The sequence below is a fragment of the Halomarina oriensis genome (assembly GCF_009791395.1).
In the GTDB taxonomy this organism is placed as follows: Archaea; Halobacteriota; Halobacteria; order Halobacteriales; family Haloarculaceae; genus Halomarina; species Halomarina oriensis.
The window spans coordinates 54,292-79,665 of sequence record NZ_WSZK01000039.1; the positions used below are offsets into that span (position 1 = coordinate 54,292).

Annotated in this window: 23 protein-coding genes; 11 read left to right on the forward strand and 12 right to left on the reverse strand. The window is 68.4% G+C overall.

Translation table 11 applies throughout. The annotated features are described in order from the left end of the window. Positions 1-364: 364 nt before the first annotated feature. The 7 genes from GQS65_RS20105 (at position 365) to GQS65_RS20135 (ending at position 7,558) form a co-directional block, all read left to right on the forward strand. Complete coding sequence (locus tag GQS65_RS20105) at positions 365-2,014, forward strand: tRNA uridine(34) 5-carboxymethylaminomethyl modification radical SAM/GNAT enzyme Elp3 (protein WP_158206409.1); 1,650 nt, start codon at positions 365-367, stop codon at positions 2,012-2,014. Positions 2,015-2,072: 58 nt separating this feature from the next. After that, complete coding sequence (locus GQS65_RS20110; protein WP_158206410.1) at positions 2,073-2,579, forward strand: SHOCT domain-containing protein; 507 nt, start codon at positions 2,073-2,075, stop codon at positions 2,577-2,579. 69 nt (positions 2,580-2,648) lie between these two features. Next, positions 2,649-3,353: an MBL fold metallo-hydrolase gene (locus GQS65_RS20115; RefSeq protein ID WP_158206411.1), complete on the forward strand. Its 705-nt coding sequence runs from the start codon at positions 2,649-2,651 to the stop codon at positions 3,351-3,353. A 63-nt stretch (positions 3,354-3,416) separates the two neighbouring features. Continuing rightward, positions 3,417-3,893, forward strand: coding sequence for an SHOCT domain-containing protein (locus tag GQS65_RS20120; protein ID WP_158206412.1), 477 nt, complete (start codon positions 3,417-3,419; stop codon positions 3,891-3,893). A 67-nt stretch (positions 3,894-3,960) separates the two neighbouring features. Beyond that, entirely contained in the window at positions 3,961-4,989 is a 1,029-nt protein-coding gene (locus tag GQS65_RS20125) for an NAD(P)/FAD-dependent oxidoreductase (protein WP_158206413.1), read from the forward strand. A 149-nt stretch (positions 4,990-5,138) separates the two neighbouring features. Then, the gene (locus GQS65_RS20130; protein WP_368280382.1) at positions 5,139-6,467 is read left to right on the forward strand and encodes an amino acid permease; all 1,329 of its coding nucleotides are present in this window, start codon (positions 5,139-5,141) and stop codon (positions 6,465-6,467) included. Continuing rightward, positions 6,464-7,558, forward strand: a complete 1,095-nt coding sequence (locus GQS65_RS20135; protein ID WP_158206414.1) for a 3-hydroxyacyl-CoA dehydrogenase — start codon at positions 6,464-6,466, stop codon at positions 7,556-7,558. The genes GQS65_RS20130 and GQS65_RS20135 overlap by 4 nt, the downstream gene beginning before the upstream one ends. A 24-nt stretch (positions 7,559-7,582) precedes the next feature. Here the strand turns inward: GQS65_RS20135 and GQS65_RS20140 are convergent, their stop codons facing one another. From GQS65_RS20140 to GQS65_RS20155, 4 genes are all read right to left on the reverse strand, one after another. Continuing rightward, the gene (locus GQS65_RS20140) at positions 7,583-7,744 is read right to left on the reverse strand and encodes a hypothetical protein (RefSeq protein WP_158206415.1); all 162 of its coding nucleotides are present in this window, start codon (positions 7,742-7,744) and stop codon (positions 7,583-7,585) included. A 55-nt stretch (positions 7,745-7,799) separates the two neighbouring features. Further along, positions 7,800-9,449 (reverse strand): thiamine pyrophosphate-binding protein, encoded by a 1,650-nt coding sequence (locus GQS65_RS20145; RefSeq protein ID WP_158206416.1) that lies wholly within the window; start codon positions 9,447-9,449, stop codon positions 7,800-7,802. A gap of 143 nt (positions 9,450-9,592) precedes the next feature. Next, positions 9,593-9,943: a DUF7344 domain-containing protein gene (locus tag GQS65_RS20150; protein ID WP_158206417.1), complete on the reverse strand. Its 351-nt coding sequence runs from the start codon at positions 9,941-9,943 to the stop codon at positions 9,593-9,595. Positions 9,944-10,218: 275 nt separating this feature from the next. After that, positions 10,219-10,848: an MBL fold metallo-hydrolase gene (locus GQS65_RS20155; protein WP_158206418.1), complete on the reverse strand. Its 630-nt coding sequence runs from the start codon at positions 10,846-10,848 to the stop codon at positions 10,219-10,221. 108 nt (positions 10,849-10,956) lie between these two features. Here GQS65_RS20155 and rqcH point away from each other — a divergent pair, with 108 nt between their 5' ends. After that, a complete protein-coding gene (gene rqcH / locus GQS65_RS20160) occupies positions 10,957-13,092 on the forward strand; it encodes a ribosome rescue protein RqcH (RefSeq protein WP_158206419.1) in 2,136 nt (711 codons plus the stop codon). Between the two features lie 95 nt (positions 13,093-13,187). Here the strand turns inward: rqcH and GQS65_RS20165 are convergent, their stop codons facing one another. The 3 genes from GQS65_RS20165 to GQS65_RS20175 all read right to left on the reverse strand — a co-directional run bounded on the left by GQS65_RS20165 (position 13,188) and on the right by GQS65_RS20175 (position 15,359). Next, positions 13,188-13,631, reverse strand: a complete 444-nt coding sequence (locus tag GQS65_RS20165) for an ester cyclase (protein ID WP_158206420.1) — start codon at positions 13,629-13,631, stop codon at positions 13,188-13,190. A gap of 113 nt (positions 13,632-13,744) precedes the next feature. Next, on the reverse strand, positions 13,745-14,170 hold the full coding sequence (locus tag GQS65_RS20170; RefSeq protein ID WP_158206421.1) for a DUF4870 domain-containing protein: 426 nt from the start codon (positions 14,168-14,170) through the stop codon (positions 13,745-13,747). 124 nt (positions 14,171-14,294) lie between these two features. Then, complete coding sequence (locus GQS65_RS20175) at positions 14,295-15,359, reverse strand: zinc-dependent alcohol dehydrogenase family protein (protein WP_158206422.1); 1,065 nt, start codon at positions 15,357-15,359, stop codon at positions 14,295-14,297. Positions 15,360-15,546: 187 nt separating this feature from the next. Between GQS65_RS20175 and GQS65_RS20180 the strand changes: the two genes are divergently transcribed. Both GQS65_RS20180 and GQS65_RS20185 read left to right on the forward strand, forming a co-directional pair. Next, positions 15,547-16,629, forward strand: coding sequence for an SDR family oxidoreductase (locus tag GQS65_RS20180; protein ID WP_158206423.1), 1,083 nt, complete (start codon positions 15,547-15,549; stop codon positions 16,627-16,629). A 91-nt stretch (positions 16,630-16,720) separates the two neighbouring features. Beyond that, positions 16,721-17,788 carry an mRNA surveillance protein pelota gene (locus tag GQS65_RS20185; RefSeq protein WP_158206424.1) on the forward strand — a complete coding sequence of 356 codons (1,068 nt, stop codon included), beginning with the start codon at positions 16,721-16,723 and terminating at the stop codon, positions 17,786-17,788. A 97-nt stretch (positions 17,789-17,885) separates the two neighbouring features. On the opposite strand, the gene GQS65_RS20190 is transcribed toward GQS65_RS20185, so the two are convergent. The 3 genes from GQS65_RS20190 to GQS65_RS22000 all read right to left on the reverse strand — a co-directional run bounded on the left by GQS65_RS20190 (position 17,886) and on the right by GQS65_RS22000 (position 19,599). Next, entirely contained in the window at positions 17,886-18,413 is a 528-nt protein-coding gene (locus tag GQS65_RS20190; RefSeq protein ID WP_158206425.1) for a universal stress protein, read from the reverse strand. A 112-nt stretch (positions 18,414-18,525) separates the two neighbouring features. Next, a complete protein-coding gene (locus tag GQS65_RS20195) occupies positions 18,526-19,281 on the reverse strand; it encodes an MBL fold metallo-hydrolase (protein ID WP_158206426.1) in 756 nt (251 codons plus the stop codon). Positions 19,282-19,473: 192 nt separating this feature from the next. Beyond that, positions 19,474-19,599 carry a hypothetical protein gene (locus tag GQS65_RS22000; protein WP_267902946.1) on the reverse strand — a complete coding sequence of 42 codons (126 nt, stop codon included), beginning with the start codon at positions 19,597-19,599 and terminating at the stop codon, positions 19,474-19,476. A gap of 306 nt (positions 19,600-19,905) precedes the next feature. Between GQS65_RS22000 and GQS65_RS20200 the strand changes: the two genes are divergently transcribed. Continuing rightward, positions 19,906-22,728: an ATP-dependent helicase gene (locus tag GQS65_RS20200; RefSeq protein ID WP_158206427.1), complete on the forward strand. Its 2,823-nt coding sequence runs from the start codon at positions 19,906-19,908 to the stop codon at positions 22,726-22,728. A 23-nt stretch (positions 22,729-22,751) separates the two neighbouring features. Here the strand turns inward: GQS65_RS20200 and GQS65_RS20205 are convergent, their stop codons facing one another. Both GQS65_RS20205 and GQS65_RS20210 read right to left on the reverse strand, forming a co-directional pair. Next, positions 22,752-24,017 (reverse strand): FAD-dependent oxidoreductase, encoded by a 1,266-nt coding sequence (locus GQS65_RS20205; protein ID WP_158206428.1) that lies wholly within the window; start codon positions 24,015-24,017, stop codon positions 22,752-22,754. A gap of 82 nt (positions 24,018-24,099) precedes the next feature. Beyond that, the coding region (locus GQS65_RS20210; RefSeq protein ID WP_158206429.1) for an alkaline phosphatase D family protein at positions 24,100-25,374 on the reverse strand (1,275 nt) is incomplete at its 5' end.

Below are 25,374 nucleotides of genomic sequence, written 5' to 3' on the forward strand. Positions count from 1 at the left end.
CGACCCGATTGGCCGCCGGCCAGGAGGCGACGCGGCTGACTCGTTGCTCACGACCCCTCGTCAATCTTGGTAACGTGGCTATCGGTTCGTGAGTGGCAGTGTACAGCATCGGGTATGGGAGAGGGAACTCCACCGGGGTCGGATGGGTCTCCCCTCCGGTGCAGTGACGGGGAATCGGAGCGTCCTCAGACAGTGGACCGTCGGCGCGTAGCGTTCGATACCCGCCGTTGCCGACGTCCGGCCCCGACCGTCGGTGGGCGCTGTCGGATCTGGCCCGCGAAGGCCTCCGAACCGACCGGTCCGTGGGTGGCGACACACCGAAACCACAGCCTCTTGTCTCCCCGTCGCCTCGCTCCGGCAACGAATGAGCAGCGAGGCGACCGAGACCGAGGCGTTCGAACAGGCGTGTGAGGCGCTCGTCCAGCGCATCCTCGACGGCGAGGTCGAACGCGACGACGTCGAGAGCGAGAAGCTATCGGTCTGTTCGGAGTTCTCCGCCCCGAAGGTCCCGAAGAACTCCGAGATTCTCGACCACGCCGGCCCCGAGCATCGCGCAGACCTCGAACCCGTCCTCCGGCGGAAACCGGTCCGCACCGCCTCCGGCGTCTCGCCCATCGCGGTGATGACCTCGCCGCACATGTGCCCCCACGGGAAGTGTCTCTACTGTCCCGGCGGCCCCGCGAGCGAGTTCGACTCCTCCCAGAGCTACACCGGCCACGAACCGGCCGCCGCCCGCGGCGTCCAGAACGACTACGACCCGTACGGGATGGTCACGCTCCGCCTCGAACAGTTGCGCGAAATCGGCCACCCCGTCGACAAGGCCGAACTCATCGTCATGGGGGGGACGATGACCGCCCGCTCTCACGACTACCAGGAGCACTTCGTCAAGCGGTGTCTGGAGGCGATGAACGACTACGACGTCGAGAAGGAGCCCGAACCCGCCCAGGACGAGAGCTTCGCGCAGGACCCCGCGGACTACGAGTTCCGGTACCTCGAAGACGTCATCGCGGAGAACGAGACGGCCGACGTCAGGAACATCGGGACCACCTTCGAGACGAAACCCGACTGGTGTGACCCCGAGCAGATAGATCGGATGCTCGCGCTCGGTGGGACGAAGGTAGAGGTCGGCGTCCAGACGACCTACGAGCGCATCAACCGCGAGATGCACCGCGGCCACGGTATCCAGGCGAGCGTCGACGCCAACCGCCGTCTACGGGACGCGGGGTTCAAAGTCGGCTTCCACATGATGCCCGGCCAGCCCGGCATGACGAAGGAGATGTGTCTCCAGGACTTCCGGGAACTGTTCGAGAGCACCGACTGGCGGCCCGACTACCTGAAGATATACCCCACACTCGTCGTCCGCGGCACCCGAACGTACGACATGTGGCGACGCGACGAGTACGACCCGCTCACCAACGAGGAGGCCGCCGAGCTGGTCGCCGAGATCAAGTCGATGATTCCGAAGTACACCCGCCTCCAGCGCGTCCAGCGGGACATCCCCGCGGACTTCATCGACGCGGGTGTCTGGAAGTCGAACCTCCGCCAACTCGCCCGCAAGCGCATGGACGAACACGGCTGGACGTGTGACTGCATCCGCTGTCGAGAGGTCGGGATGAACGACGAGTCACCCGAGTCCGTCGAACTCGATACGCTCACCTACGAGGTGTGTGGCGGCACCGAGCAGTTCATCTCCTACGAGGACCCCGAGAAGGACCTGCTCGTGGGGTTCTGTCGCCTGCGGTTCCCGAACGACCCGGTCCGGCGCGAACTGGAGAACGCCGCCATCGTCCGCGAACTCCACGTCTACGGGAACGAAGTAGGGGTCGGATTGGACAGCGACGACGACTTCCAGCACAAGGGGTTCGGCAAGCGCCTGCTCGGCGAGGCCGAACGCCGCGCCCGCGACGCCGGCTTCGACAAACTCGCGGTCATCTCCGGCATCGGCGTCCGCCAGTACTACCGCGAGAAACTGGGCTACTACCAGGACGGACCGTACGTCTCCACGTCGCTGTAGTCCGGCCGTATCGAGACGGAACACGAGAAGCTTAGTGTCTCGGCTTACGTGTCGGGGTATGGACTGGTCCTCCGCCCCTCGAACCCGACTTCTCGCCGGTGTCCTGGCGGCGTTCGCGCTGACGGTTCTGCTCACTGCACCGGTCACGCTGGGTGCGCTCGGTGTGGTGGGGTTCGCTCTGTTCGTCTGCGTCCCGCTGTCGCTGCTCCTGTACGCGCTACGGTTGTCGAGACGTGAACGCTCGGTCGACGGTCCGACCGACGTATCCGAGCCGACAGGACGTGACCCGGCCGACGAGTCGCCGGCTACCGACGACGCCCTCGCCGAACTCCGGCGGCGCTACGCGGCGGGCGAACTCAGCGAGGCGCAGTTCGAGGGCCGCGTCGAGCGACTGCTCGCCGACGAGGACGACACCGACGACGCGCGAGCGGTCCTCGAACTCAGGTACGCCCGTGGCGAACTGACCGACGAGCAGTTCGAGCGCAAGCGTGCTCGGCTCGACGGGACCGACAGCGTCGAGGCCGCAGAGAACCTGTTCGACCGGGACCCGGAACGGGAGACGTGACCGACGACCCCTCGGCCGACCGCCCGGTTCGGTGGACGGGCTTTTCCCCACACGGTGCCTCCGTCGGGCATGGAACGGGTTCGTGACGATACGGTACGCCTCCAGTTGGGCTGGACCGAACCGTTGGTCGTCAACGCCTACGTCTTCGACGACGGCGACGGCGTGACGCTCGTCGATACGGGGATGCCGGTCAATCGCCGGTCGCTCCGCTCGGAACTCGCCGCGGCGGGCTACCGTCCGACCGACGTCGAACGGGTCCTCCTGACGCACTACGACCTCGACCACGTCGGCGGTCTGACGCCGCTGGCACGACTGCTCGGGGGCCCACTGTTCGACGCCGAGGTCTACCTCGGAGCCGAGGACGTGGCACTCGCCCGGGGGGAGCGCGACCCGCCGTGGCTCCACCACAAGGGGTCGTTCCACCGCGTCGCCCGCGAGGTGTTCGACCTTGACGACGTGACGCTCACACCGGTCGACGAGGGCGACCGAATCGGCGGGTTCACCGCCTACCACACGCCGGGACACAACCCCGGCCACACGGCCTACGTCCACGACGACGGCGTCGCGTTCGTCGGCGACCTGCTGTGGGAGACCGACGGCGAACTGACCCCGCCGTTCTGGGGCGACAGCTACTCGATGCGGGAGTTGCGAGCGAGCGTCCGGGCGTTCGAGGGTAGGGCGGGAGCGTTCGAGGCGCTCTGTCCGGGCCACGGCGTTCCGTTCGTTCGTGGTGGCAGCGACCGTCTCCGGTCGCTCGCGTCCCGTCTGGGGTGAGCGGTGGGACCGCCCCGGTGTGCCGGGAAGTACTTTTGCCGTCCTCGCCGAAACGTCCCGAGGATGAGTGCCGACTCACCGATGGACCGCCTCCGCGAGAACCCGGTGAGCGTCGCCTCGACGGTTCTCACCGGTCTCTGGCTGGCCGCGCTGTTCACGGGGCAGGAGTGGTGGCTCGCACTGATGCTCGTCAGCTACGTCGTCGTGATCCCGCTCGTGGCGCTCCTGTTCGGCAGCGACGAGGACCGCGAAGCGCACTGGGAGAGCGAGCAGTGGTGGGGGAGCGCCGAGGACTGGTTCGGGACCGGGTCGAACTCCGACGCCGAGAGGGACCGGACCGAACCGGTCCCGTCGAGCGCCCCCGACGAGACGCCATTAGAGACACTTCGACGCCGGTACGCCGCGGGTGAACTCACCGACGCGCAGTTCGAGGCGAAACTCGAACGCCTGCTGGAGACCGACACGCTGGAGAACGTCGAGGAACGAGCGGCACGAGACGAGCGCGACCGACTCCGGGACCGCGACCGGGAGTTCGAGTGAAGGCAGCCACACCGCGGTGAACTACCGCTGTCCACGGCTTTTTGCGTCGGACGGCCGTTGATAGCCCATGACCGTCGCTATCGTCGGGGCCGGGGCGGCAGGTGCGGCAATCGCGTACAGCCTCCGCGAGGCCGGCGCGGACGTCACCGTCTTCGAGAAGTCACGCGGCGTCTGTGGTCGTGCGGCGACCCGCCGGAGAGAGGGCTGTCGCTACGACTACGGCGCGAACTACGTCAAGGACGACGACGAGCGTGTGACCCGCCTGTTGACCGAGGAACTCGACACGGACGGTCTGGTCGAAATCGAGGACCCCGTCTGGACGTTCGACGGCGAGGGAGCCATCTCCGAGGGGCGAGACGGCGACGAGCGCAAGAGGACCTACGAGGCGGGTATCACGCAGATAGCGAAGCGTCTCTTCGCCCGGACCGACGCGACGGTCCACCGCGAGACGCGAGTCGGTGCCGTCTCGCGCGAGGACGGCGACTGGTCGCTCGCCGACACGGAGGACACCGACCTCGGCACCTTCGACACGCTCGTCCTCACGCCGCCCGCACCCCAGACCGCCGAGTTGCTGGCGACGACGCGGTGGGACGACGGTCGGCGGGTGACGCTCCACGACGCCGTCGCGGCCGTCGACTACGCCTCGGTGTTCACCGCCGTCTGTCACTACCCGTTCACGCTCGACCGGCCGTGGTACGCGCTGGTAAACACCGACCGCAACCACCAGGTGGGCTGGCTCTCCCGCGAGGAACTGAAACCGGGCCACGTCCCCGACGGCGAGAGCCTGCTCGTCGCGCAGATGGGCCACGACTGGTCGGGCGAGCGTATCGACGACGACCCGCAGGACGTGCTCCGGCAGTCCGTCGGTCACGTCACGGAACTGCTCGGCGACGACCGGGTCGCCGACCCGGACTGGACCGACACGCAGGGCTGGCGCTACGCGCTCCCGAACGACGGCCTCTCGGGCAACGCCCACCGCGAGTGTGAGGCCGCCGGTCTCTACGTCGCCGGCGACTGGGTCGTCGGCGAGGCACGGGTCCACGCCGCGCTTCGGAACGGACTCGACGTGGGGGAACGTATCGCCGAGCGGCACTGACCGCTCCCGACCGCTCCGACCCGCACGACCGTTCGTGACCGCCCGGACCGACCCGCGGCGTCCTCCCGCCGTCGTGTGAACGAGGCGAGGACTTTTCTCCCTGCTCTCGGACTGTTAGTCGTCATCATGTCACAGGGGGTCGTTCCGCGGTGACCGAACACGAGGGCGGTGACGTCGGGTTGCTCGACGCCGTCGCCATCGAGGTCGGTCTCGTCGTCGGCGGGGCACTGTTCAGTCTGACCGGGGTGGCGACCGGAATCGCCGGGACGGGCGTCTTCGTCTCGTTCGCGCTCGCGTTCGGCATCGTCGTGCTCGGTCTCGTCCCGACGGCGATGCTCGGCGCGGCGTTCCCGACGACCGGCGGGAACTACCGCTACCCCCGCGAGTTCGTCTCGCCGTTCCTCGCCTTCCTCGCGGCGTGGGGGCTCGGCGTGAGCATGTTCGGCGGCGGCCTGCCGCTCTACGCGCTCACGTTCGGTCAGTACGTGGAGTCGCTGGTCGCCGTCGACCCCGTCGTCGTCGGGTTCCTCGTCCTCACCGCGTTCTTCCTCGTGAACCTCGGAGGCATCCACGTCGCCGCCCGCGTGCAGGTGCTGCTGTTCGTCGCGCTGGTCGCCGCCCTCGGCGTGTTCGTCGTCTTCGGTGCGCCGGCCGTCGACACCGCGAACCTGACGCCGCTGTTCTCGACGGGGCCGGTCGGCGTCGTCGCGGGCGCGGCCATCCTCTATTTCGTCTGTCTGGGCGCGAACTTCGTCGTCGACATCGGCGGCGACGTGCGGGAGGCGACGGTGACGCTCCCCCAGTCGCTCGCCATCAGCGTCCCCGTCGTCCTCACGCTCTACGTCGCCACGGCCGTCGTCGCCGTGGGGTCCGTCGGGGTCGCGGCGCTGTCGGACCAGCCGTTGACCGTCGCCGCCGCCGCCTTCCTCTCGCCCGGCCTGCGCGGGTTCTTCGTCGTCGGCGGTGCGCTGTTCGCCATCACGACGAGCATCAACGCCGTGTTCATCATCGTCCCGAAGTACCTCGACGCGCTGGCGGCCGACGGCCTCGTCCCCGGCGTGCTGGCGGCGACCAACGACCGGTTCGGCACCGCTCACTGGGGCCTGCTCGTCGTCTACCTGCTGTCGGTCGCCGCGCTCGTCACTCCGATACCCGTCGCGGGACTCGGGACGCTGCTCGGCTTCGGCGGCATCTTCCTCATCGTCCCCGTCATGCTCGCCGCGATTCGAGCGGTGCGTCGTCGCCCCGAGGCGTTCGCGTCGGTACCGTCCTACGTCGGCCGCCGCACGACCACCACCCTCGCCGCGAGCGCCGTCGTCTGTAACGCGCTGTTGTTCGTCGTCCTCGCCACGCAGTCGCCGACGGTCTGTGCGGTGTGGGTCGGTCTCGTCGCCGTCGGTGCGGGCTACTACCTCGCCCGGACCAGACTCGGCACCGGCGAGCGCGACCCGGAACCGGTCGTGGAGGGGTCCGCATGAGGACGGGCGTCGTCGGCGCGGGCGTCATGGGCCGGGACATCGCGGGCCTGCTCGCCAACGCCGGCAACAGCGTGACGCTCGTCGACGTAGATTCGGACGCGCTGGACGCGGCCCGGACGTACCACCGCGAGGAACTCCCGGACGCGCTCGCGGAGGCAGGGCTCGGGCCGAACGGAACGCCCGCCGAGCGTCTCGACTACGACACGGACCTCGACGCACTCGCCGACGCCCGGTTCGTCGTGGAGGCCGTCCCGGAGCGCCTCGACCTCAAACGAGGGCTGCTCGCGGACCTCGACGCGGTCCTCGACCCGGACGCCGTCGTCGGGACGAACACCTCCTCGCTCACGCCGTCGGCCATCGCCGCCGACTCCGCGCACGCCGAGCGGGTCGTCCTCTTCCACTTCGCCAACCCTGCCATCCCGAGAGATATCGTGGAGATCTCGGGCGACGAGACGAGCACCGCGGCCCGCGACCTGACCGTCGAGGTGGCCGAGGCCATCGGCAAACACCCGGTCGTCCTCGGTGCGGAGTACCGCGCGAACGGCCTCTCGCGGCTGTCGGCGAGCATCAAGTGCGCCGCGACGTGGGAGCTACTGGAGGCGTCGCCGGCGGCCATCGACGGCGCGGCCCAGGCCATCGGCTTCGAGCGCGGCCCACTGGAGTTCGTCGACCTCATCGGCCTGGACGTCCACCTCGCCACCGTCGACAACCTCGCCGAGGCCTACGGCGACCGGTACGCCCCGCCACCGGAGTCCCGCGAGCGCATGGAGCGGATGCGCGAGGAGGGCCGACTCGGGATGAAGACCGGCGAGGGGTTCTTCGAGTGGGACGGCGAGACCTGCATCGTGCCCGATACCGACGAGACGTACGACGTGACGCCCGTCGTCGCGGCGCTGGTCAACGAGGCCCACCGTCTCGTCCGTGACGGCGTCGGCGACCCCGAGACGGTCGACGACATCCTCGAACGCGGGTCGGGCGGGGACGTCGGCCCGTTCGACGTCGAGGCGATGCTCGGTGAGGAGTACCTCCGCGAGGCGCTCGTCCGTCGCCACGAGGAGACCGGTGCGGGCGTCTACGACCCGGTGTTCTGAGCGGCCGCACCCCCGGTTCGTTCGTCAGTTCGAGCGGTCGCGGAGGTAGAGTGCGCCACCGAACAGGAGCACGACCGGAAGGGCGGGGAGCGCACCCTCCGGGTACGCGAGGAGCACGACGGTGCCCATCACGACGACTTCGAGCGCGACGAGGACGCTGAGGAGGTGGGCCTGAGGGGGACCCACCGTCCAGTTCGACAGCCGACAGGTAACATCGTCGTTCGGGCGTGTTCCACCTCGGCTACACCAGCACCGGCGGCGCGGCGTACGGGTCGACCACTACGTCGAGCAGCGTCGGGCGGTCGCTGTCGATGGCTTCGGCGAGCGCACCGGCCAGTCGAGTGGGGTCCTCGATACGTTCCGCGTCACAGCCGAAGCCACGAGCGACCTGTGCGTAGTCGACCGCCGCGAAATCGGTCGACTGGTCGACCGCGTAGTTCCCGAGTTGGCTCGCCTTCGACGACCCGAGCATGGCGTTGTCCGCGACGACGACGGTGACGGGGAGGTCCTCTCGGACGGCCGTCTCCAGGTCGGCGACGTGGTAGCCGACCCCGCCGTCGCCGGTCAGGGCGACGACGGGGTCGTCGGGTCGGGCGACCTGTACACCGAGCGCCTGTGGGAGCGCGTAGTTGATGCCGTCGCTGCCACGCGCCTGGACGTAGCCCAGTCCCGCGCGTGGCACCTCGAAGAACGCTCCCGAGAAGAACCCGGAGTAACTGGTCGCGCTGACGAGGACGCCGTTCTCGGGGAGCGCGACGCCGATATCCTCGACGACGCGGGCCGGCCGGATGGGCGTCCTCTCGCTCTCCAGTTCGTCGCGGTGGTGTTCGTACCAGTTCGCACGGTCGGCCGCCAGCGACTCGACGCGGGAGGCGCGGCCCGCGAAGTCGTCGGTGTCGAGGGCGTCGGTCAGCGCCTCGATAGCGGCCCGGAGGTCGGCGGCCATCGCCACGTCCGCGTCGTAGTTCCGGCCGAGCCAGGCGGGGTCCCGGTCGACGTGGACCACCGCGGCGTCGTCGTCCAGTAGCGACCACCCGACCGTCGTGAGTTCGCCGAGTCGACAGCCCAGCGCGAGCACGAGGTCCGCGTCCTCGACGGCGTCGTTCGCCACCTGACAGAACCCCCAGCGACCGACGACACCGAGCGCGTACGGTTCGGTCTCGGCGACCGCTCCCTTCCCGTTCATCGACGTGACGACGGGCGTGTTCGTCGCCTCGACGAACGCGACGAGCGCGTCCTGCGCACCCGCACGGTGGACGCCCTCGCCGGCGACGACGACGGGTCGCTCGGCGTTCCGGAGGCGGTCGACGGTCCGGTCGACGTCGTCGAGGGCGGGACGCGGACGCTCCGCGGGGAACCGAGCGGAGACCGCTCGCTCCTCCGAGTCGTCGTTCGTCTCCGCGCGGAGCACGTCCTCGGGGACGTTGAGGTGGACAGGGCCGGGGACGCCGCCGACCGCCTCCCGGAGCGCGGCCGTCGCGTCCGCCACGGCCCGGTCGGGCGTCACCGCGTCGTACCCCGTCTTCACGTACGGGTCGAGGATGGCGCGGTTGTCGGCGTCCTGGATGACGCCGTCGCCGCGTGTCGCCACGGGGTTGTCGCCGGTGAGCGCGAGGACGGGCGAGGAGGCACCGGCCGCCTCGACGAGGCCGACGCCGAGGTTCGCCGCGCCGGGGCCGCCCACACCGTCGACGACGCCGACCCGTCCGCTGGCGCGGGCGTAGCCGTCGGCCATGACGGCCGCACTCGCCTCGCTCCGGGCGAGGACGTGACGTAACTCGGCGTCGGCGATGCTGGCGTAGTACGGGTCCATCTGCTCACACGGGAAGCCGAAGACGGTGTCGAGGCCGGCGCGTTCGAACAGCGCGACGAGGTCGTCGGTCACCGGCATCGCTGGCCCTCCACGGGAGGGTCGGTTCGTGGTCGCATACCACATCCGATACACGGACCGTCAAATAACTAGCTGCCGACCGATTCCGACGGCGACGGGTGTGGGCGAGGTGGCGGCGCTGCTACGTGCTCGCGTGGTGGCGCTCAGACCAGCGGAAGCAGGGACGGGAGGAACTCGCCGGGAGCGACGGTTCCCGTCTCGGCGTCGAACGTGACGACGTCCGCGTCGGCGAACCTGGGGAGGTGACAGTGGTAGAGTCGGACGGCCGCTCGCGTGTGGGGGTCCTCGTCGACTACCGCCGCCGCGTCGGCCTCCGCCTCGGTGGCGGCCAGTTCGGTAGCGAGCGAGGAGACGGTCCACGGTCCCGGGTGAGCGGAGAGCAGTCGAACGACTTCACGGCGCGAACTGTCACGGACGAGGTCGTAGGCGACCGACAGCGGGAGCGTCTCGGGGTCGCGTGCTGTCGACGTGGCTGCGTTGGATGTGTGCGTCATGGTTTGTGCGTCGTGGTTTCGATGGAGTGGTGGGGGCTGGGGACCGACGTCCGCTGTGCGACGACCGGCCGAACGGTTCGACCGGCCACCGAGCGACCCACCCTCGTGGGCGAACCGTGATGGTTGGCCGCTCCGGGCGGACCACACCCGACGCTCGACTAGTCAACGAATAACTCTATTCGGATTTCCGACCACACTCTCACCCAAATCGGATTCCGGTCGCGCTACTGGCCGTCGAGGTCGCTGGACGCGGGTGCGGGTGACCTGCGCCGTGCTTACTCCACGAGGGCGACGTACGCCCGAAGTTTCTCGGCGGCGTCTTCGAGCACCGACGACCCGTGGTAGACGAGGCCCACGTCGAACTCGTACTCGCGGAGTTTGGCGAGACTCTCCTCGGCGAGCACGAGGTCCTCGGAGTAGATGCCCGGCGGGAGGTGGAAGTGGCCCTTCGGGAGGCCACGCTGGTCCGCGCCGCTGGCGGCGTCGGCCATCACCGCGACGCCCCGGTCCTCGTTCACGAACAGGTGCTGGTGAGCGCGGTGGCCCGGTGCGTGGACGGCCTCGAACCCGGCGAAACTGTCGTCCTCGCCGTAGAACTCGTGGTCGGACTCGACGTCCGGGTCGGAACCCTCCGGAAGGTAGAGCGCACAGTCGTGTGCCGCACAGACGGCGTCGACGCCACCCACGTGGTCGCCGTCGGCGTGGGTGACGACGACCTGGTCCGGGACGACAGCCGCCTCCTCGATGCCGGCGAGCAGTTCGTCGGTGGTGTCCGGGAGGCCGGCGTCGAACAGCGTCGGCCTGTCGGCGTCGACGAGGAACGCTCGGATACGGCCGTTCTCGCGTTCGACGCAGGTGATGTCGTAGATGCCGTCGACTCGTTCGACCACGTCGGTGTCGGTCATGGGCGTGCGTGGGTGTGCCACGGGAATACGTGTTCGGGCGGCGGCAGGAGCGACCACGAGCGCGCCGGAACGATACGCCTTTTCGGGCCGCCCGTGGACCGTGTAGGTATGGAACGAAAGCGCGAGTTGACGAGCGTCGACTGCGCGGCCCTCGCGCGCGAACTCGGCAAGTACGAGGGCGCGAAGGTCGACAAGGCCTACCTCTACGGTGACGACCTGCTGCGACTCAAGATGCGGGACTTCGAGCGTGGCCGCCTCGAACTCATCGTGGAGGTGGGCGACCCGAAACGCGCCCATCTCGCGGCCCAGGAGCACGTCCCGGACGCGCCCGGTCGGCCGCCGAACTTCGCCATGATGCTCCGCAACCGTATCACGAGTGCCGACTTCGCCGGGGTCGAGCAGTTCGAGTTCGACCGCATCCTCACCCTCCACTTCGAGCGCGACGACGGCGACACCCACATCGTCGCGGAGCTGTTCGGTGACGGCAACATCGCCGTCTGCGACGACAACTACGAGGTCCTCGGTAGTCTGGAGACCGTCCGCCTGAAGTCCCGAACCGTCGCTCCCGGCTCGCTCTACGACTACCCGTCCTCGCGGTTCAACCCCCTCCAGGTCGACCGCGAGAGGTTCGACGCCCGGATGCAGCAGTCCGACACCGACGTGGTCCGGACCATCGCCACCCAGCTCAACTTCGGTGGGCTGTGGGCCGAGGAACTCTGTACCCGCGCTGGCGTCGAGAAGACGAAAGACATCGCCGACGCGACCGAAGAGGACTACGCGGCGCTCTACGAGCAACTCGACCGCCTGCGGACCGTCCTCAGCTCCGGTGAGTTCGACCCACGGGTCTACTACGAGACCGTCGAGGACGACGGCGACGGGAGCGACGGCGAGAACGAGGTCCGGGTCGACGTGACGCCCGTCCCGATGGAGGAGTACGAGGGGAGACACGCCGAGGTGTTCTCGAACTTCAACGACGCGCTGGACGACTACTTCTACCACGTCGAACGCGACCCGGGCGACGAGGCGACGGGTGGTGACGCCGCGTCACGACCCGACTTCGAGGAAGAGATCGCCAAGTACGAGCGCATCATCGCCCAGCAGGAGGGGGCCATCGACAGCTTCGACGAGGACGCCCAGGAGGAGCGCGAGCGTGCCGAACTGCTCTACGCCCGCTACGACCTCGTCGACGACGTCATCTCGGCGGTCCAGAACGCCCGCGCCGAGGACGTGGGGTGGGACGACATCGAGGCACGCTTCGAGGAGGGGGCGGAGAAGGGTATCGAGGCCGCCGAGGCCGTCACGGACGTGAACGGCGCACAGGGGACCGTGGCGCTCGCCATCGACGGGACGCGAGTCACCGTCGACCCCGCGATGGGTGTCGAGAAGAACGCCGACCGCCTCTATCAGGAGGCCAAACGCGTCGAGGAGAAGAAGGAGGGCGCGCTGGCGGCCATCGAGGACACCCGCGAGCAACTCGAAGACGCCAAGCGACGCCGCGACCAGTGGGAAGCCCCCGACGAGGACGAGAGCGACGACGAGTCGATGGCGGACGTCGACTGGCTCTCGCGGGCGTCGATTCCGCGTCGGCGCGACGAGCAGTGGTACGAACGGTTCCGCTGGTTCCGGACGAGCGACGGCTACCTCGTCCTCGGCGGCCGGAACGCCGACCAGAACGAGGAACTCGTCAAGAAGTACACCGAGAAGAACGACCGGTTCTTCCACACCCAGGCCCACGGCGCGCCGGTCACCATCCTGAAAGCGACCGAACCGAACGAGGCCTCCAAGGCGGTCGACTTCCCGGAGTCCTCGCTCGAACAGGCCGCGCAGTTCGCCATCACCTACTCGTCGGTCTGGAAGGAGGGCCAGTTCGCGGGCGACGTCTACATGGCCGAACCGTCGCAGGTGTCGAAGACCCCCGAGAGCGGCGAGTACGTCGAGAAAGGCTCGTTCGTCGTCCGCGGCGAGCGAACCTACTTCGAAGACACGCCCGTCGGCTGTGCGGTCGGTATCGCCGTCCAGCCACAGACACAGGTGCTCGGGGGGCCACCGGCGGCCATCGAACCGAAGGTGGAGACGTCGATTCGTCTCGAACCGGGCCAGTACGCTCAGAACGACATGGCGAAGCTCTGCTACCGGGAGTTCAAAGACCGGTTCGAGGACCAGACGTTCGTCCGCAAGGTGGCGAGCGCCGACCGAATCCAGGAGTTCCTCCCGGCGGGTGGGAGTCGGATGGTAGAGGAGTAGCGAGGCCTCCCTTCGGTCGGCCTCGGACACCCGAGCGGCGAGCGAATCGTCCGCGAGGTGTGACGGCCCGTCGGTAACGCGGCCACCCCACTCGGCTACTCGACGGGGAGGTCCACGCCGAGTTGCTGGTAGACGGTCGTCATCCCCACCATCGAGGCCGTCTCGACGATGCGTCCGTCCTCGATTCGTCGGTAGTGGTAGCCGTCGGCCTCGATTTCGGCACCCGTCGGCTCGATGCCACGGAACGGACCCTCGTGGGTGCCACGGATGGTGAGGTACTCCATCACCTCGTCACCCTCCGCGACTCGGGCGTGGACCTCCTCGGTGAGGTCCGGGAACGCCCCGAACCACTCGCGGTAGAGCGCCTTGAGGTCCTCGCGGTCGACCACCGTCTCGTCGGTCCCCGAGCGTGTCATCCGGACGGTGACGTGGTCCGCGTACAGGTCGTCGACGGCGTCGACGTTCTTCGCCAGGGTCAACTCCTCGCGCTCACGCTGGAGGAGTGCCCTGTTCGCTTCGGTCTGGGATGTCGTTGCCATAGGCTGCTCCGCGTCTCACGACACCTCGTCACTGTCCGCCGGTCACGCCGAGAACGCGGTATCGTGATGGGCCGCTGACGTCAAAAATCTATCTGCTCGTCGGGTCGGGCGCCTCAGCCGGCGATTCGGTCGGCCAGGCCCGCCGCGATGGGGATGCGTGGGGTCGCGCCCTGGTACGCTCGAACGATGAGGTAGAGCCACAGCACGAACCCGCCGAGGCCGACCACGAGCCAGACGAGGCCGAGGCCGAGCGAGAGAATCGCGCCGAGGCCTGCCGTCGCGTTGCTGAAGAACAGCCCGAAGACGAGCGTCTGGGCCACGGTGAGGACGATACTGGCGACGAACAGCAGTACCGAGAGCGCCATGCTCTGGGCGGCGTGGAACCGGACGTACCGGTCTTCTTTCTCCACCAGATAGACCACCAGCCCGCTGACGAAGCCGAGCACGTACGACAGTGCCGCCATCACGTTCGCGTCCATTCCCGTCTCGTTCGTTCGTACTATCTCCTGTTCCGGGGTGTCTATCGTCTCAGATACCATCGAGAATCACCGGAAAGTGGCTGTATCAGGGGATAAGCGGTGTTGCTAATGAACTTTCACACTGGTTGCGAGTTGTCGCTCGGCGGCGCGGTCGAGAGAACTGGGAGTCGTGGTGGCCGTCCGCTCAGGCGAACTCGTCGATGACGGGGATACCGACGGTTCCGAAGTCGGTCATCGACTCCAGTCGGTCCGAGACGTCGTCGAGCGCGACCGTCTCGCTGACGACGGCGCTGGGGTTGAGTTTCCCGGTCTGGACCATCCGGAATATCTCGTCGTAGCGCGTCGGCGGCATGCCGAGCGAGCCGATGAACTCGATCTCCTGGAGCACCATCGCGTCGGTCGGGACGGACACCATCCCCTGTTCGTCCTGTGTCGTCAGGCCGATCTGGACGTGCTGGCCACGGTTGCCGAGACTGAGAATCGAGTTCTGGCACGTCGTGGCGATACCGAGCGCGTCGACACTGACGCTCGCCGCGCCGCCCGCGAGGTCCTTGACGGCCTCGGGGACGTCGTCCACCTCGCCGGCGTTGACCGTCTCGACGGCACCGAGCTCTCTCGCCTTGTCCAGTTTCTCGTCCGTCAGGTCGACCGCGATGACGTTCGCACCGAGCGCCTCACCGATGTGGACCGCCGAGAGGCCGACGCCGCCACAGCCGTGGACCGCCAGCCAGTCGCCGGCCCCGACGTCGGCGCGGTGGGCGAGGCCGTGGAACGCCGTCATGAACCGGCAGCCGAGGCCCGCCATGTCCGTCGACGAGACGCCGTCGGGGAGTGTGACGAGGTTGTGGTTCGCCGCCGGGACGTGCATCTGCTCGGCGAACGCCCCCTGGACGGGTTCGACGAACCCGAGGGGCATCACGTTCTCGCAGGTGTTCGAGTGGCCGGTCCGGCACTCGTGGCAGGTGCCGTCGCCGAGGTTGAACGGGACGGCGACGTGGTCGCCCTCGCTGACCTCGGTGACGTTCTCGCCGACTTCGATGACGTGGCCCGCCGGTTCGTGACCGAGAATCTGGCCGAGCGGCGGCTTGAGCCCCATCCACTCCCACTCGCCCTGCCAGCCGTGCCAGTCGGAGCGGCAGATACCGCAGGCTTCGAGTTCGATGACGGCCCCGTCCGGAGTCACCTCCGGGGCGTCTACGTCCTCGATTTCGAGCGGTTCGCCGTACTCTTTGAGAACTGCTGCGCGCATTACAACTGTATCTGGGTAGCACGTGTCATAGCTCTAATTTCAGAACCCGTGACCGTCAACAGTTCGAGCATCGAGACGGGGGCGACGACGTTCGGTAGAGCAGCGGTGAGGTCGAACGGCGGACGACGACACCCCTGTCGACACCGGCGGAACCTTGACGACGGTATCGTGTGTCGTCCTCGACACGATGACGACCGTCTTCCTGACCGGGTTTCCGGGGTTCCTCGGGTCGGCACTGGTCGAGCGACTGCTGGAGCGACACGACACCGACACCACCGTCACCTGCCTCGTCCAGTCGAAGTACCGCGACGAGGCCGAACGGCGCCGCGAGACGGTGACCGACGACCACGACACCGGCCGCGTCGAACTGGTCGAAGGCGACATCACCGACTCCGACCTCGGCCTCGGCGACGTCTACGACGAGGTACAGGCCGACACCGTCGAGGTGTATCACCTCGCCGCCATCTACGACCTGTCGATGGCCCGCGAACCGGGCAAGGCGGTCAACGTCGAGGGGACGCGCCACGTCGTCGAGTTCGCGGCGGGGGCGGCCGACCTCGACAGACTCCACTACGTCTCGACCGTCGTGGTCTCGGGCACCTACGAGGGCGAGTTCACCGAGTCGATGCTGCTGGAGGGCCAGCGCTTCGCCAACTACTACGAGACGACGAAACACGCCGCGGAGGTGCTCGTCCAGCAGCGGATGGACGAAGTGCCGACGACCGTCTATCGGCCCGGCGTGGCGGTGGGCGACAGCGAGACCGGCGCGACACAGAAGTACGACGGCCCCTACGCCTTCCTCGACATCCTGACCAGACAGGGCGACACTGCCGTCGTCCCCGCCCCCCACGGCGCGGGCACCTCGGCGTTCAACCTCGTTCCGCGGGACTACGTCGTCGACGCCATCGCGTACCTGAGCGGTATCGAGGAGTCCGAGGGGACCGTGTACCACCTCGCGGACCCGGACCCGCCGACGACGGTGGAACTCGTGAAGGCGTTCGGCGAGGCCCTCGGGAAGAGTCGTACCGTCGTCGTCCCGTTCCCGAGGGGTATCGTCGAGGGGGTGCTCTCCTCGCTGGTCCCCGACGCCGAGTACCTGACCAGCGGGTCGCTCCACTACCAGACGTGGCCGACGCGCTACGACTGCTCGAACGCACTCACCGACCTGGAGGGGTCGGGGGTCGAACCACCACGGTTCGAGGAGTACGTCGACGCGCTCGTCGCGTTCTACCGGGACAACCCCGACGTCGGCGAGGAGGGGATGAACTGAGCACCGAGGCGGGCACGCCCGTCTCGCCGCGTCGTCGCCACCGGCCGACCAGATAGCAGGACACTTCCCGGCCGCCCGCCCACGTCCGGCCATGCGCATCGCGGACCGCTATCACGTCGAGGGCGGGAAGGAGAAGATAACCCTCGTTCCCGAGACGCTCGACGACCTCTGGCATCTCAACTACGTCCTCGAACCCGGTGACCTCGTCGGCGGCGACACCCACCGCCGGGTGCGCCGCGACGACGAGCAACTCCGCGATTCGGGCGGCGAACGCGAACACATGTACGTCACGCTCGACGTCGACGAGACGGAGTTCGCCCGCTTCGCCAACCGCCTCCGGGTCTCGGGGACCATCGAGGACTGCTCGCGCGAGGACCAGTTGGGCTTCCACCACACGCTCAACGTCGAGGGCAACGAGGAACTGGAGATCACGAAACACTGGAAGCCCGACCAACTCGACCGGCTCGACGAGGCCGTCGAGGCGACCGAGACCGCGGACGTCGCCGTCGCCACCGTCGAGGAGGGGGCGGCCCACGTCCACACCGTCGCCCAGTACGGTGCCGAAGAGCGTGTCGCGCTCACCGGCCCGACCGGGAAAGGCGAGTTCGCTCGCGGCCGCGACGAACTGTTCGCCGAACTCACGCAGGTCCTGAAGCGGATGGACGTCGACGCCATCATCCTCGCGGGACCGGGGTTCACGAAACAGGACGCGCTCGACTACATCGAGGAGAACGCGCCCGACGTCGCGGACCTGATTACGGTCGTGAACACGAGCGCCGTCGGGGACCGGGGGGTCCACGAGGTGCTGAAACGCGGTGCGGTCGAGGACGTGCAGGCGGAGACCCGCATCGCCCGCGAGGCGGAACTCATCGACGACCTGATGACCGAAATCGGGCAGGGCGCGAAGGCCGCCTACGGCGTCGAGGAGGTACAGAAGGCGGTCGACTACGGTGCGGTCGAGACGCTACTCGTCGTCGACGAACGCCTCCGACTCGAACGCGCGGGCGAGGGCGAGTGGGACGTCGACGCGAACACGCTCCTCGAAACGGTCGACCAGAAGGGCGGCGACGTCGTCGTCTTCTCCCACGAGTTCGACCCCGGCGAGCAGTTGGCGAATCTCGGCGGCATCGCCGCCATCCTCCGCTACCGGCTGGAGTAGTCGCTCGTCCGCGCCGCGGTCCACGTCGGCACTCGGCGCGGACGAGGGTCGGTGCAGACGACGGTTGGGGCGGCCGCCGGCCGGCGACCGGATACGGTCAGACCAGTTCGTTCTGCCGCGGTTCGCTCGCGTCGACGGACTGGACGACGGTGACCTGTCCGTCGAAGGAGTCGAACAGGTCGTCGACGACCCGACTCGCCCGCATCGCGCCGAGCGAGGACCGGCGACGGTTCGACAGGAAGACCCGTCGACAGTCGCGCTCGTCGGCTTCGGCGAGGATTCGGTTCGTCTCGCGGCCGACACGGCCGACACAGTCGTACTCGATACCGAGACCGGCCAGTGCCTCGTCCGCGACGTGCTCGGCCGACGCCCGGCGCTCGGTCTCCGCCTGTGCGTGCGTGAACCGGCCGAACCCCGGTAGCCGCCCTCTGGCCCGCTGGCGGTCGGCGAACGCGCCCGTGGGCATGACGTTGAGGACGGTGAGTCGGCCACCGGTCCGGGCGACGAACTGCCCGGCCGCCCGAACGACCGTCTCGTCGGCGGCCGCTCCCTCGATGCTCACCAGCACGTTCGTCGGTTCCGCTCGTGCGCTGTGACGAGTCGTCTCCGGCGTCCCTCTCGACATACCACCGCTCGGGACGCGACGCGTAAGAACCGGAGCCAAGTCCGGAGTGAACGTGAAGCGAGCGCCCGAGAGGCCCTCACGGTCGGCTCACTCGGGGGCGCTCCGTTCACTTTCACTCGGCGTCTTCGACCGGCACTACCAGGCCGTCGTGGGCGAACTCCGCGGGGCCGTCGTAGCGCTCGGCGAGCGACGCCAGCATCTCGTCGTGGTGGTCGTCGGTGTGGGGGTAGAGGTGGGTGAGGTAGACCGTCCCGAGGTCGCGGCCCGCCAGTTCCGCGCCGAGTTGTGATGGGGTCGGGTGGTTCGCCACGTCCACGCTGTCGGGGAACGAGCAGTCGTGGACGAGCACGGCCGACCCGTCGGCGAGGTCCGCGACGGCCTCCGTCGCTTCGGTGTCCCCCGAGACCGTCAGGTCGCCGTCCGGCCCCGAGAAGCGGTAGGCGAGACAGTACATCGAGTGGACCGTCTCGACGGCCTCGACGTCGTAGCCCGCGACGTCGACAGTTCCCGGACCGACCTCCTCGACCGCGAGATCCAGTCGGTCCCGCATGTAGTCGTGGACGTCGAGCAGGTCGTCGAGTAGGTCACACGTCCCCTCGGGACCGACGACGGTGAGGTCGGTGGTGCCCGCGAGCCACTTCGCCTTCAGCAGCGGGAGGAGGTCCGCGACGTGGTCGAGGTGGTGGTGCGTGAGGAGAATCGTCGAGACGCCCTCGTACCCCACGTCGGTCCGGGCGAGTGCGTGGAGGACGCCGCTCCCGCAGTCGACGAGCAGCGGTTCGTGGTCGTCGGCTTCGAGCAACAGGCCGGTCTGGAACCGCTCGCCGGTCGGCATCGCGCTGCCGGTACCGAGGAAGGTGAGTCGCATGGGTGGTCCGCGTCGGCCAGCGGCTAAGGAGTTGCGTCGCCGCCGCGCACGACTCCTGCCGTGGCCCCCGAATCGTCGCGTCGGTGGGCCACCACTGCCGAGCGGACCGTGGCGGTGCGGCGTCGTCACTGTCGGTCCCGAGTCCACGAGAGGAACGAGTCGGCGACGGCCCGTTCGGGTACGGTGGAGGCGTCAGTTCAGCGGCCGACCGCAGTCGAGACATCGGCAGTCGCCCTCACGCGCGAGGACGTGCATCGGCTGCGTACCGCAGTGAGGACAGCTCCGTTGACCACCGTGGTCGTGCTGTGAGGTTGCCATGTACGTGAGGACAACCGCCACACGTAAAAGTCTACACCCGGCAACGAACTTCAAGCATACACCACTGTTTAGACAGCAACACGACCGTATAAGGTGACGCTGTTCGCAGTCGAGTACGACATACTGGACATGTATCCACGGAGTAGTCAGTCGCGTTACGATGGCTGACAGCGCGTCGGGACCTTCACGAATCATCCACCAATCGCCGACACGTCCGGCAGTGGGTGTCGGTCGTCGGGGGCGGCGACGTTCAGTTACACTCCGGTAACCGAACCCACTTGACGTCTCCGCCCCTGTACCGGATAGATGGGACGGGGCACCTCGCGGGAGGGTCACGAACTGCTGGAGCGATACGACGTCGACTGTCCGGCGGACGTGACTATCGACGACACGGACGTACTGGAGTTGCTCGAACCGGCCACCCGCGAGTGGTGGGTCCGGGAGTTCGGCGAGTACGTCCCCGGCAACGACGGCTTCTTCACGCCACCGCAGAAGGAGGCCATCCCCCTGATACACGACCGGGAGAACGCCCTCATCTGCTCGCCCACCGGGTCGGGCAAGACGCTCGCGTCGTTCACCGCCATCATCGACGAACTGTATCGGCGCGAACGCGAGGGGCGAGGCCCCCACGACGACGCCGTGGACGAGGCCCCCGAGACGGAGGACGACACCGACGGCGGCCTCGAGAACTCGGTCTACTGTCTCTACGTCTCGCCGCTGAAGTCACTGGCCAACGACATCCACCGGAACCTGGAGGTGCCACTGGACGGCATCGCCGAACTCGCGGACGACGAGGTGGAGATTCGACACGCCATCCGACACGGGGACACCTCCTCGGCCGACCGGCAGAAGATGCTGGAAGAGACGCCCCACATCCTCAACACGACGCCCGAGACGCTCGCCATCCTGCTCAACAGTCCGAAGTTCTCCGAGAAACTGCGGACGGTGGAGTACGTCGTCGTCGACGAGATTCACAGCCTCGCGGAGAACAAACGCGGCACCCACCTCTCGGTGTCGCTCGAACGCCTCGAAGAGCGCTGTCACGCCTCGCCGACCAGAATCGGCTGCTCGGCGACGGTCGAACCGCTCTCGACGATGGCGGAGTTCCTCGTCGGCTGTGAGGAGCCGACCGGGACGAACGAAGAGCCACGGTTCCGCGACTACGAACTCGTCGACACGCGCTTCGTCCGCGAGTTCGACGTGGAGTTGACCTGCCCGACCGACGACCTCATCAACACCCCCCGAGAGGTGGTCACCGAGCGGTTCTACGGCGAACTCCACGACCGCATCGGCGAGCACACGAACACGCTCGTGTTCACCAACACCCGCTCGGGGGCCGAACGCGTCCTCCACAACCTCAGAGAGCGCTACGACGACTACGACGAGGAGAACTCCGGCTGTCACCACGGCTCGCTCTCGAAGGAGCGTCGCCACCGCGTCGAGGAGCAACTGAAAGCGGGCGACCTCGACGTCGTGACCACCTCGACGAGTCTCGAACTCGGCATCGACATGCCGTACATCGACCTCGTGGTGCAGGTCGGTTCGCCGAAGTCCGTCGCCTCGTTGCTCCAGCGTGTCGGCCGCGCGGGCCACCAACTCGGCCAGACCGTGACGGGGCGCGTCGTGGCGCTGGACCGCGACGAACTCGTCGAGTGTGCGGTGATGCTGAAGAAGGCCGAGGAGGGGTTCGTCGACCGGGTGTTCGTTCCCGAGGACGCCCAGGACGTCGCCGTCCAGCAGGTCTACGGGATGGCCATCAACGAGATTCGTCCCGAGTCCGAGATGAAGGCCATCCTGAAGCGAGCCTACCCGTACCGGAACTACTCCGACGCCGAGTGGGAGTCGCTGATGCGCTACATGACCGCCGACTACGAGGGCATGGAGGAGAAGAACGTCTACGCCAAGATATGGCGCGACGAGAACGACCCGCCCGACGGCGAGCACCACTACCCCGCTTACCCCGTCGGCGAGCGCCTCGTCGGCAAGCGCGGCCGACTCGCGCGGGTCATCTACATGACCAACATCGGCACCATCCCCGACTCGTTCACCTGCGACGTGAAGACCCGCGGGTCGAGCGAGTGGGTCGGCCAACTCGACGAGAACTACCTCGACACGCTCGAAGAAGGCGACGTGTTCGTCCTCGGCGGGTCGAACTACGAGTACCGCTACCGTCGTGGGAGCAAGGTGTACGTCGACCCGACCGGCGCACGCCCCACCGTGCCGTCGTGGTTCTCCGAACGCCTCCCGCTGAGCTACGACCTCGGACTGGAGATTCTCGACTTCCAGCGCGACCTGCTGGACCTGCTGGACGACGGCGGCCCCGGCGCGGTCAGGAACTGGCTCCGGGAGTTCCCGCTCGACGAGAACAGTGTCCGCGCCACCGCCCGGATGTACGACCAACAGGTGCGCTACGCCGGCCCCGAGAGCGTCTCGACGGACGGACGCCTCGCCATCGAAATCGAGTTGGACAAGGCCGAGTACCGTCGCCACTACTACGTCCACTCGACCTACGGCCGGCGGTTCAACGACGGCTTCTCGCGCCTGCTCGCCTACCGCTGTGCGCAGGACGCCAACGCCAACGTCCAGGTCGCCGTCGCCGACCACGGGTTCACGCTCTCGATGCCGCTCAACCGGAAGGTAGACATCGCGGGCATCGTCGAGGACGTCGACCCCGACGACGCACGGGGAGACCTCCGGGCGAGTCTCTCGGGGTCTGACCTGCTCAAACGCTACTTCCGCATCAACGCGACGCGGGCGCTGATGATTCTCAAACGCTACAAGGGCTACGAGAAGACCGCCGCCCAGCAGCAGGTCTCCAGCGAGATGCTCCTCGGGTTCGCCGAGGCCCTCGACGGGTTCGCGGTGCTCGAAGAGACCTACCGGGAGATTCTGGAGGACAAACTGAACGTCGCGGCCATCGAAGCGGCGCTCCAGGCCGTCCAGCGCGGCGAACTCGCGGTCGAGCGCCAGCAGGTCACCTCCCCCTCGCCACGGGCGTTCGGGCTGGCGACGCTGATGGCCTCGGACGTGGTCCTCGCCGAGGACGAGGGCGAGGTCCTGCGCGAGTTCCACGAGCGCGTCCTGCGCGAGATCGGTGACGAGGAGTCGATTCCGGCACGGAGCGACTGAACGCCGCTCGGAGTCGACCGAGTTCAGGTGTCGACGAACCGCGCCCGCTCGACCCGAACGTCGGGGACGTCGCCGAAGAACCGTCGAGCGGTCCGGCGGACCGGTGGCAGACGTGGCCCGACGGCGAGCGCCGCTCGGACGACGAGTGCCCGGACTCGGTCGGGGACCGGGTGGTTGCGAACGAGCGTCGTGAGTACTCGCTCGCCACGACGCTGTGACCGGACGGTTCGGTCGACGGTCGGGCGGCGGGCAGTCTCGAAGCGCCGAAGTGCCGTGGCAGGTAGCGGCCCGTCGCCGTCGTGCCGGGCGAACGCGTCACAGACGACACCGTGGAGGACGACGCTGTCGGCCACCGCGAGGGCGTTACCCTGTGCCCCGATGGGCGAGGCGACGTGTGCGGCGTCACCGACGAGGGCGAGTCCGTCGCGGACCCACTCCTCGCTGCTGCCCGGCGCGATGTGCAACAGCGAGCAGTCCTCGAACGAGCGCAGGTGGTCCCGGAGATACGGGCCGAGCGACGGGTCGACGCGCGCCAGTCGCTTTCGGAACCGCTCGATGCCCCGTTCCCGCAGGTCGGGGTAGGTGCCTTGGGAGACGAACCAGCCGAGCTGTGCCTCCCGGCTCCCGAGGCCGAAGTAGAGCAACACGCCGCCGGAGCCGATTCGAGCCTGTGCCGCCTCGTCGACGGCCTCCCGAGGTAGTTTGAACCAGACGAGGTCGAGCGAGGAGTCGAACAGGCCGGGGTCGATGTCGGCGGCCGCCCGGACCGTCGAGAACCGACCGTCCGCGGCGACGACGAGTCGTGACCGAACCGTCACGTCCGCGCCCGTCTCGCCGTCCCGTGCGTGGACACCGACCGCTCGTCCGTCCTCCGTCAGCAGGTCGGTCACGGGGGTGTGCGGGCGGAACTCGAAGCCGTCGTACTCGGCGGCGCGAGCGACGAGAAGCCTCAACAGCGGTTCCTGTTCGAGCAGGAGGGTGTAGCCGACCGACGAGAACTCGCCGATGTCGAACACCTCGTGCTCGTCGTCGTACACCTCGACGGTCGGTCGTCGAACCGTATCGTGGTCGAGTTCGAGGACGGCGTCGAGCAGGTCCATCTCCTCGAACAGTCGGATGGCCGCGGGTTGCCAGCCGTAGCCACGGAACTCACGATTACGCAGGTCGTGGCGTTCGAGCAGCGTCACGTCGACGCCACTGCGTGCGAGCAGGTACGCGAGGACACAGCCTGCGGGACCCGCCCCGACGACGACGACGTCGGCGTGGTCCGTCGGCGTGACGTCGTCCATAGCCGAGCGAGGCGTTCCGTGGTCATCAGCGCGTCGCCGGGGGAGCCACGACCGACCGGTCGTCACACGACCGGCCGGGGCCTCACGGCGACGAACGACGTGGGGCCGGGTCCTCGTGCGTTCGGCGGAACCGGACCAGTTCGCGCTTCTCGGCGTCGGGTGTGTCGACGGTCTTGTCGACGGCGTAGGCGGTGTACGTGCAGTCCTCGCGGGTGAACTCGACGACGGAGTAGCCCCAGTCGTGGCTGTCGAAGAACTCCATCTCGGGGTTCATCGCGGGGAACAGCGCCCGGAGGAGCGGGCGCGTCAGGCGACCCGCGAGTCCGGTGGCGACGCCCGCACCCTCGGCGATGCTGACGCTCGTGACGGCGGGCGTCATGAACTCCGTCCCGACGGGCGTGCCGCCCGCGCCGCCGAGCACCTGCGTCCCGACGACGTAGCTGTGGAGGTCACCCGAGAGCGTGACCACCGAGGGGTCGGCCGCACCGAGTTCGGCGAACACGCGGTCACGCTCCGCACCGAAGCCGTCCCACGTCGCCCCGACTTTCGGCCGGACCGAGAGCGGTCCGACGCCGAACCGGAACGGGATCGTCATCACGGCGCTCCCCCAGCAGAGCCACCGCGAGTCGGCCGACCGGAGTTCGTCGCGGAACCACTCGAACTGCTCCGCACCGAGCATCGACCGGTCGGGGTCGTCGTCCGCGCCGAGGCCGAACGTGACGCCGGCGAGCGTGACCGTCTGCTGGGGCGGCCCGTCCCGGTAGGACCGCTGGTCGGTGACGACGAGGTCCAGCAGGTCGCCGAACGGCAGTGAGCGGTAGAGTCTGAAGCGGTCGTGGAGGTGGTCGGCCTCCGGGTCGTCGTCGGCTCTGACGGGGATGTACTCGTGCCACGCCTGGATGCCGGCCGCTGTCACGCGGGTCGTGAACGCGTGGTCGTGACCGCGTGGGTGGCCGGCGAACACCGGGACGTCGCGGGCGTCGTCCCAGTACCGGTCGTCGGCGACGGCGTGGTCGTCCCACCCGGCGACGAGCGTGTGGGCTTCGAGCGCCCGCTGGAAGTGGCGGTCACGCCGGTACGTTCGGTGGACGTACCGGAAGTCCGCGAGCGTCTCGGCCAGCGGTGCGCCGCTGGGGAACGACAACTCACGGCCTGCCACCGGGTCGTCGCCGGCGGCGAACGCGGCGGAGGCCGACTCGTAGACGACGTCACCGAGGTGGACGAGGAAGTCGACGTCCTCCTCGGCGACGTGGGCCAGCGCACCGTAGTAGCCGTTCTCGTAGTCCTGACACGCCAGCACCCCGAACCGGACGCTGTCGGGCGACGCGTCGGCGGCGGGGAGCGTCCGGCAGCGGCC

Bases quoted from the DNA above. Each gene is read 5' to 3' on its own strand.
- GQS65_RS20105 (WP_158206409.1), top strand. From the start codon at position 365: ATGAGCAGCGAGGCGACCGAGACCGAGGCGTTCGAACAGGCGTGTGAG.
- GQS65_RS20110 (WP_158206410.1), top strand. From the start codon at position 2,073: ATGGACTGGTCCTCCGCCCCTCGAACCCGACTTCTCGCCGGTGTCCTG.
- GQS65_RS20115 (WP_158206411.1), top strand. From the start codon at position 2,649: ATGGAACGGGTTCGTGACGATACGGTACGCCTCCAGTTGGGCTGGACC.
- GQS65_RS20120 (WP_158206412.1), top strand. From the start codon at position 3,417: ATGAGTGCCGACTCACCGATGGACCGCCTCCGCGAGAACCCGGTGAGC.
- GQS65_RS20125 (WP_158206413.1), top strand. From the start codon at position 3,961: ATGACCGTCGCTATCGTCGGGGCCGGGGCGGCAGGTGCGGCAATCGCG.
- GQS65_RS20135 (WP_158206414.1), top strand. From the start codon at position 6,464: ATGAGGACGGGCGTCGTCGGCGCGGGCGTCATGGGCCGGGACATCGCG.
- GQS65_RS20145 (WP_158206416.1), bottom strand. From the start codon at position 9,449: ATGCCGGTGACCGACGACCTCGTCGCGCTGTTCGAACGCGCCGGCCTC.
- GQS65_RS20150 (WP_158206417.1), bottom strand. From the start codon at position 9,943: ATGACGCACACATCCAACGCAGCCACGTCGACAGCACGCGACCCCGAG.
- GQS65_RS20155 (WP_158206418.1), bottom strand. From the start codon at position 10,848: ATGACCGACACCGACGTGGTCGAACGAGTCGACGGCATCTACGACATC.
- rqcH (WP_158206419.1), top strand. From the start codon at position 10,957: ATGGAACGAAAGCGCGAGTTGACGAGCGTCGACTGCGCGGCCCTCGCG.
- GQS65_RS20165 (WP_158206420.1), bottom strand. From the start codon at position 13,631: ATGGCAACGACATCCCAGACCGAAGCGAACAGGGCACTCCTCCAGCGT.
- GQS65_RS20170 (WP_158206421.1), bottom strand. From the start codon at position 14,170: ATGGTATCTGAGACGATAGACACCCCGGAACAGGAGATAGTACGAACG.
- GQS65_RS20175 (WP_158206422.1), bottom strand. From the start codon at position 15,359: ATGCGCGCAGCAGTTCTCAAAGAGTACGGCGAACCGCTCGAAATCGAG.
- GQS65_RS20180 (WP_158206423.1), top strand. From the start codon at position 15,547: ATGACGACCGTCTTCCTGACCGGGTTTCCGGGGTTCCTCGGGTCGGCA.
- GQS65_RS20185 (WP_158206424.1), top strand. From the start codon at position 16,721: ATGCGCATCGCGGACCGCTATCACGTCGAGGGCGGGAAGGAGAAGATA.
- GQS65_RS20190 (WP_158206425.1), bottom strand. From the start codon at position 18,413: ATGTCGAGAGGGACGCCGGAGACGACTCGTCACAGCGCACGAGCGGAA.
- GQS65_RS20195 (WP_158206426.1), bottom strand. From the start codon at position 19,281: ATGCGACTCACCTTCCTCGGTACCGGCAGCGCGATGCCGACCGGCGAG.
- GQS65_RS22000 (WP_267902946.1), bottom strand. From the start codon at position 19,599: ATGGCAACCTCACAGCACGACCACGGTGGTCAACGGAGCTGTCCTCAC.
- GQS65_RS20200 (WP_158206427.1), top strand. From the start codon at position 19,906: ATGGGACGGGGCACCTCGCGGGAGGGTCACGAACTGCTGGAGCGATAC.
- GQS65_RS20205 (WP_158206428.1), bottom strand. From the start codon at position 24,017: ATGGACGACGTCACGCCGACGGACCACGCCGACGTCGTCGTCGTCGGG.